Source organism: Rhodopseudomonas sp. B29 (genome assembly GCF_000333455.1).
GTDB lineage: Bacteria > Pseudomonadota > Alphaproteobacteria > Rhizobiales > Xanthobacteraceae > Rhodopseudomonas.
In genome coordinates this window covers 1-5,058 of record NZ_BADD01000153.1, presented here as the reverse complement: position 1 = coordinate 5,058, position 5,058 = coordinate 1, and the positions used below count along the sequence as shown (strand labels likewise).

The following is a 5,058-nucleotide window of genomic DNA, read 5'->3' as shown; positions in this document are numbered from 1 at the left end:
CGAGGACCCGCTGCCGCGATGGCCTACGGCGAAGCGCTGCGCAGCATCGGTCACCGCAGCCAGGCCGTGGCAGTGCTCGAGAAGGCGGCGCTCGCCAATCCGGGCAACAAGAAGCTGCTCGGCGCCTATGGCCGCGCGCTCGCCGATGCGGGCAATTTTCAGATGGCGTTGGACACGTTGTCGAATGCCCACTCGCCGGAGAATCCGGATTGGCGCATCCTGTCGGTGCAAGGCACCGTGCTGGATCAGATGGGCCGTCACGACGATGCCCGGCGTTACTACGCGAGCGCGTTGAATCTGGCTCCCGGCGAGCCTTCGGTGCTGTCAAATCTCGGCATGTCCTACGTGCTCACCCGCGAACTGCCGAAGGCCGAACAGTCGTTGCGCCAGGCTTACGCCAGCGGGCGTGCCGACGCGCGAGTCCGGCAAAATCTGGCTCTGGTGATCGGTCTGGAGGGGCGCTTCAACGAGGCGGCGGACATCGCGCGCGCCGATCTGCCGCCCGACGAGGCGGCCGCCAACGTCGCTTATCTCAAGCAGATGCTGAACGAACGCGCGACCGTCCCGGCCGCCCGCCGCGTTCTCGCGTCCGATCGATCCTGATCAGGCACCGAGCGACGGCCGCGGCGCGGTCGTCGCTTCGTCTCCTTACCAGCTGGTGCCGGTGACCTGGATCACCGTCGGGCCGAGGATGACGACGAACAGCACCGGCAGGAAGAACACGATCATCGGCACGGTGAGCTTGGGCGGCAGCGCCGCCGCTTTCTTCTCGGCTTCGTTCATGCGCATGTCGCGATTTTCCTGCGCCAGCACCCGAAGGCTCTGACCAAGCGGTGTGCCGTAGCGTTCCGCCTGTTGAAGCGCCAGACAGACCGATTTCACCCCATCCAAGCCGGTGCGGCTGGCGAGATTTTCGTAGGCCTGCTTGCGGTCCGGCAAATACGATAATTCAGCGGTGGTCAGCGTCAGTTCTTCGGCCAGCGCGATCGATTGCGTTCCGATCTCCAGCGATACGCGGCGAAACGCCATCTCGATCGACATGCCGGATTCGACGCAGATCAGCAGCAGGTCGAGCGCGTCCGGGAACGCCCGCTTGATCGAGAGTTGCCGCTTGCTGATCGCGTTCTTCAGAAACAGCATCGGCGCCTGCATGCCGAGGAAGACCGCGCCGATGCAGATGCCGAGCTTGGTGGTGAAGGGCTGATCCAATTCGATGAGAAAGAACACGTAAAGGGCCGAGGCGATGCCGAACGCGATCGGCACGACCAGCCGGAAGAACAGGAAGGTCACATAGGGCGCCTGGCCGCGATAGCCGGCCATCACGAGCTTGTCGCGTGCGGTCTCCTGCGCCAGCCATTTGTTGAGGTTGAAGTCCTCCACCACCTTGGCGATGAGGTGTTTCGGCGCTTGGCGAAGCGACACTTTTTCCGATTTGATGAGACGGTCCCGTTCGCGCTGGCGCATCCGTTCGCGCTCGCTGCCGACCGCCTTCATGCGTTTGGCCAGCGTCTCGCCGACGAGAAACGGCGATACCAGCGTGTAGGCTGTAGCAGCCGCTGCGATCGCCGCAAGCAGCATCGTCATGAAGCGTATGTCGTGAAGCTTCTGGATCAGAAAATCGACCATCACGCGCTTTCGTTCTTAAAAATCGAAATTGATCATCTTCTTCATGACCAGGATGCCGGCGCTCATCCAGAGCAGGCAGGCGGCCAGCATCAGCCGGCCCGTCGGATGCGTCCACAGCATCGAGATGTAGTCGGGCGTGGTGATGTACACCAGCAGCATCACGATCGGCGGCAGCGCGCCGATGATGGTGGCGGAAGCTTTCGCCTCCATCGACATCGCCTGGATCTTTTCGGCCATCTTCTTGCGGTCGCGCAGAACCTTGGACAGGTTGCTCAGCGCTTCGGAAAGATTGCCGCCGCTTTTTTGCTGGATGGCGATGACGATGCCGAAGAAATTGGCTTCCGGCAGCGGCATGCGCTCGTACAGCCGCTGACAGGCTTCACCGAGCGGCATGCCGATCGTCTGGGTCTCGATGATGGCGTTGAACTCGCTCTTCAGCGGCTCCTGCGCGTCGGCCGCCACCACCTTGATGGATTCGAACAACGGCAAGCCGGCCTTGATGCCGCGCACGATGACGTCGACTGCGTCGGGCAGGGCGGCGAGGAATTTCTTCTCGCGGCGCCTCTTCAGAAAGCCGAGCAACCACCGGGGCAGGCCGAATCCTGCGGCGAAGCCGAGGCCGGCCGCAGCTATCAGATTGCCGCTCAGCAGCGCGACGATCGCGAAGACGAAAACGCCGAAGCCGATCGTGATCGTCATGAATTTCTTCGGCGTCCAGTCGAAGCCGGCCTGGGCAATCCGTATGTTGAGCGCGACCTTCTTTTGCTTCTGGCTCCGGGCTTCGATCTCCTTCAGCGAGCCTTCCACCTGCTCACGACGCGAGCGCTGCGCGCGGTCGCCTTGACGCACCTGCGGAGTAGTCCGGGCAACGGATGAGCGCCGCTTTTCCGCCTGCTGTTCGCCCGACAACATCGGGTAAACGAACACCCAGGCGATGCCGCCGACGGCGATCGCGGCGAAGAAACCCAGCGCGAGCGATTGCGTTTGCATGGTCGCTCCTCTAGCCGTTGCTGGCGACTTCGGCGGCGTCGAGCGCTGCCCCCAGACGCTTCTCCTCGCCGTAGTAGCGCGCGCGTTCCCAGAATTTCGGACGCCCGATGCCGGTCGAACGATGCCGGCCGATGATGTGGCCGTTGGCGTCCTCTCCCAGCAGGTCGTAGACGAAGATGTCCTGCGTGATGATGGTGTCGCCCTCCATCCCCATCACCTCGGTGACGTGGGTGATACGGCGCGAGCCGTCGCGCAGTCGCGCGGCCTGGATGACGACATCGATGGAGGCGCAGATCATCTCGCGGATGGTGCGCGACGGCAGCGAGAAGCCGCCCATGGTGATCATGGATTCGCAGCGCGACAGCGCCTCGCGCGGATTGTTGGCGTGCAGCGTGCCCATCGAGCCGTCGTGGCCGGTGTTCATCGCCTGCAACAGGTCGAACGCTTCGGGTCCGCGGACTTCGCCGACGATGATGCGTTCGGGCCGCATGCGCAGGCAGTTGCGCACCAATTCGCGCATCGTCACCTGGCCTTCACCCTCGATGTTCGGCGGCCGGGTTTCGAGGCGAACGACGTGCGGTTGCTGCAGCTGAAGCTCGGCAGCGTCTTCGCATGTGATGACGCGCTCGTCGTCGTCGATATAGTTGGTCAGGCAGTTGAGCAGCGTGGTCTTGCCCGAGCCGGTACCTCCCGAGATCAGCACGTTGCAGCGGCAGCGGCCGATGATCTTGAGGATCTCGGCCCCCTCCGGGCTGATGGCGCCGAACCTGACGAGCTGATCGAGCGTCAGCTTGTCCTTCTTGAACTTGCGGATGGTGAGGGCGGGGCCGTCGATCGCCAGCGGCGGCACGATGGCGTTGACGCGCGAGCCGTCGGCCAGGCGCGCGTCGCAGATCGGCGAGGATTCGTCGACGCGCCGGCCGACCTGGCTGACGATGCGCTGGCAGATGTTGAGCAGCTGTTGATTGTCACGGAAGCGGATGCCGGTGCGCTGAATGCGGCCGCCGACTTCGATGTAGACCGTGCCTGCACCGTTTACCATGATGTCGGCAATGTCGTCGCGCGACAGTAGCGGTTCCAGCGGGCCGTAGCCGAGCACGTCGTTGCAGATGTCGTCGAGCAATTCTTCCTGCTCGGCGATCGACATCACGATGTTCTTGATCGCGATGATCTCGTTGACGATGTCCCGGATTTCCTCGCGCGCCGACTCGCCGTCCAGCTTGGCGAGCTGCGCAAGATCGATGGCCTCGATCAGCGCGCCGAAGATGGTCGCCTTGACCTGATAGTAGGTGTCGGAACGGCGGGCCTCGGCCGCCGTCGGAGGAGGCGGTGCGGTGCGGGCCGGCTGCAGTGGCGGCGAAGCGACCGAAACCGAAGGCTCCGGCACACGCGCGGCAGGCTCCGGCGACTTGCTCGCCGGCATGAGCGTCCGCGTCTCGTTATCTGCACCGCTACGCTTACCAAACACGTCGATACTCCAGTACTAAGACCTATTTGGCGAGCAGCTTCTCCAGGATCGGAGCCAGGAAAGAGCCTTTCGGCTTCTTGGCCTCGCCGCGTCCCGTCAGCCGCTGCGCGATCTGCAGGAACATCTCCGTGGTCTTGTGGTTGGCCGCGATCTCCGCGATCATCTGGCCGTTGTTGGCCGCCGAGCCGAACATCTGCGGCTCGAACGGGATGCTGACGATCGGCTGGCTTTCGATCGCCTTGGCGAACTCGCTGGCGCTGATTTCCGGGCGCTTCGGCACGCCGACCTGGTTGAGGCAATACAGCGGCGGCCGATCGTTCGGGCGCGCCGTCTTCAAGAGGTCGTAGAGGTTCTTGGTATTGCGCAGATTGGCGAGGTCGGGCGTCGCGACGATCAGGATGTCGTCGGCATTGACCAGCGCACGCCGCGTCCAGCCGTTCCATTGATGCGGAACGTCGAGCACGATGCAGGGCATCGTCGTACGCAGCGTGTCGAAGATCGAGTCGAACGCCTCGATGCCGAAATCGTAGACGCGATCCAGCGTTGCCGGCGCGGCCAGCAGGCTGAGATGATCGGTGCATTTCGACAGCAGCCGGTCGACGAAGGCGGTGTCGACGCGGTCGGGCGAGAACACCGCCTCGGCGATGCCCTGCGGCGGATCCTGGTTGTAGTCGAGGCCTGCGGTGCCGAAGGCGAGATCGAGATCGGCGACGACGGCATCCAGCGCTAGGTCCCGCGCGATCGCCCAGGCGACATTGTGAGCGATGGTGGAGGCGCCGACGCCGCCCTTGGCGCCGACCACCGCGATGATGCGGCCGACGGGCTTGGCCTCCGGCGCCGAAAACAGGCTGCAAATCGAGCGGACGACATCGATCGGCTGCACCGGTGCGATGGCGTAGTCGCTGACGCCGCGCCGCACCAGTTCGCGATAGAGGACGACGTCGTTGACCTTGCCGATGACGATGACGCGGGTG

Annotated in this window: 5 protein-coding genes; 1 reads left to right on the top strand and 4 read right to left on the bottom strand. The window is 64.0% G+C overall.

All coding sequences use genetic code 11. The features are described 5' to 3' along the window. A partial coding sequence (locus I5M_RS05705; RefSeq protein ID WP_040771576.1) for a tetratricopeptide repeat protein occupies positions 1-603 on the top strand: 603 nt, incomplete at its 5' end. A gap of 45 nt (positions 604-648) precedes the next feature. Here the strand turns inward: I5M_RS05705 and I5M_RS05700 are convergent. The 4 genes from I5M_RS05700 to I5M_RS05685 form a co-directional block, all read right to left on the bottom strand. Continuing rightward, positions 649-1,626 carry a type II secretion system F family protein gene (locus tag I5M_RS05700; protein WP_022720525.1) on the bottom strand — a complete coding sequence of 326 codons (978 nt, stop codon included), beginning with the start codon at positions 1,624-1,626 and terminating at the stop codon, positions 649-651. A gap of 15 nt (positions 1,627-1,641) precedes the next feature. Beyond that, complete coding sequence (locus tag I5M_RS05695) at positions 1,642-2,616, bottom strand: type II secretion system F family protein (RefSeq protein ID WP_022720524.1); 975 nt, start codon at positions 2,614-2,616, stop codon at positions 1,642-1,644. Between the two features lie 10 nt (positions 2,617-2,626). Continuing rightward, complete coding sequence (locus tag I5M_RS05690) at positions 2,627-4,084, bottom strand: CpaF family protein (RefSeq protein WP_031335492.1); 1,458 nt, start codon at positions 4,082-4,084, stop codon at positions 2,627-2,629. A gap of 22 nt (positions 4,085-4,106) precedes the next feature. Further along, on the bottom strand, positions 4,107-5,058 hold a 952-nt coding region (locus tag I5M_RS05685; RefSeq protein ID WP_022720522.1), incomplete at its 5' end, for an AAA family ATPase.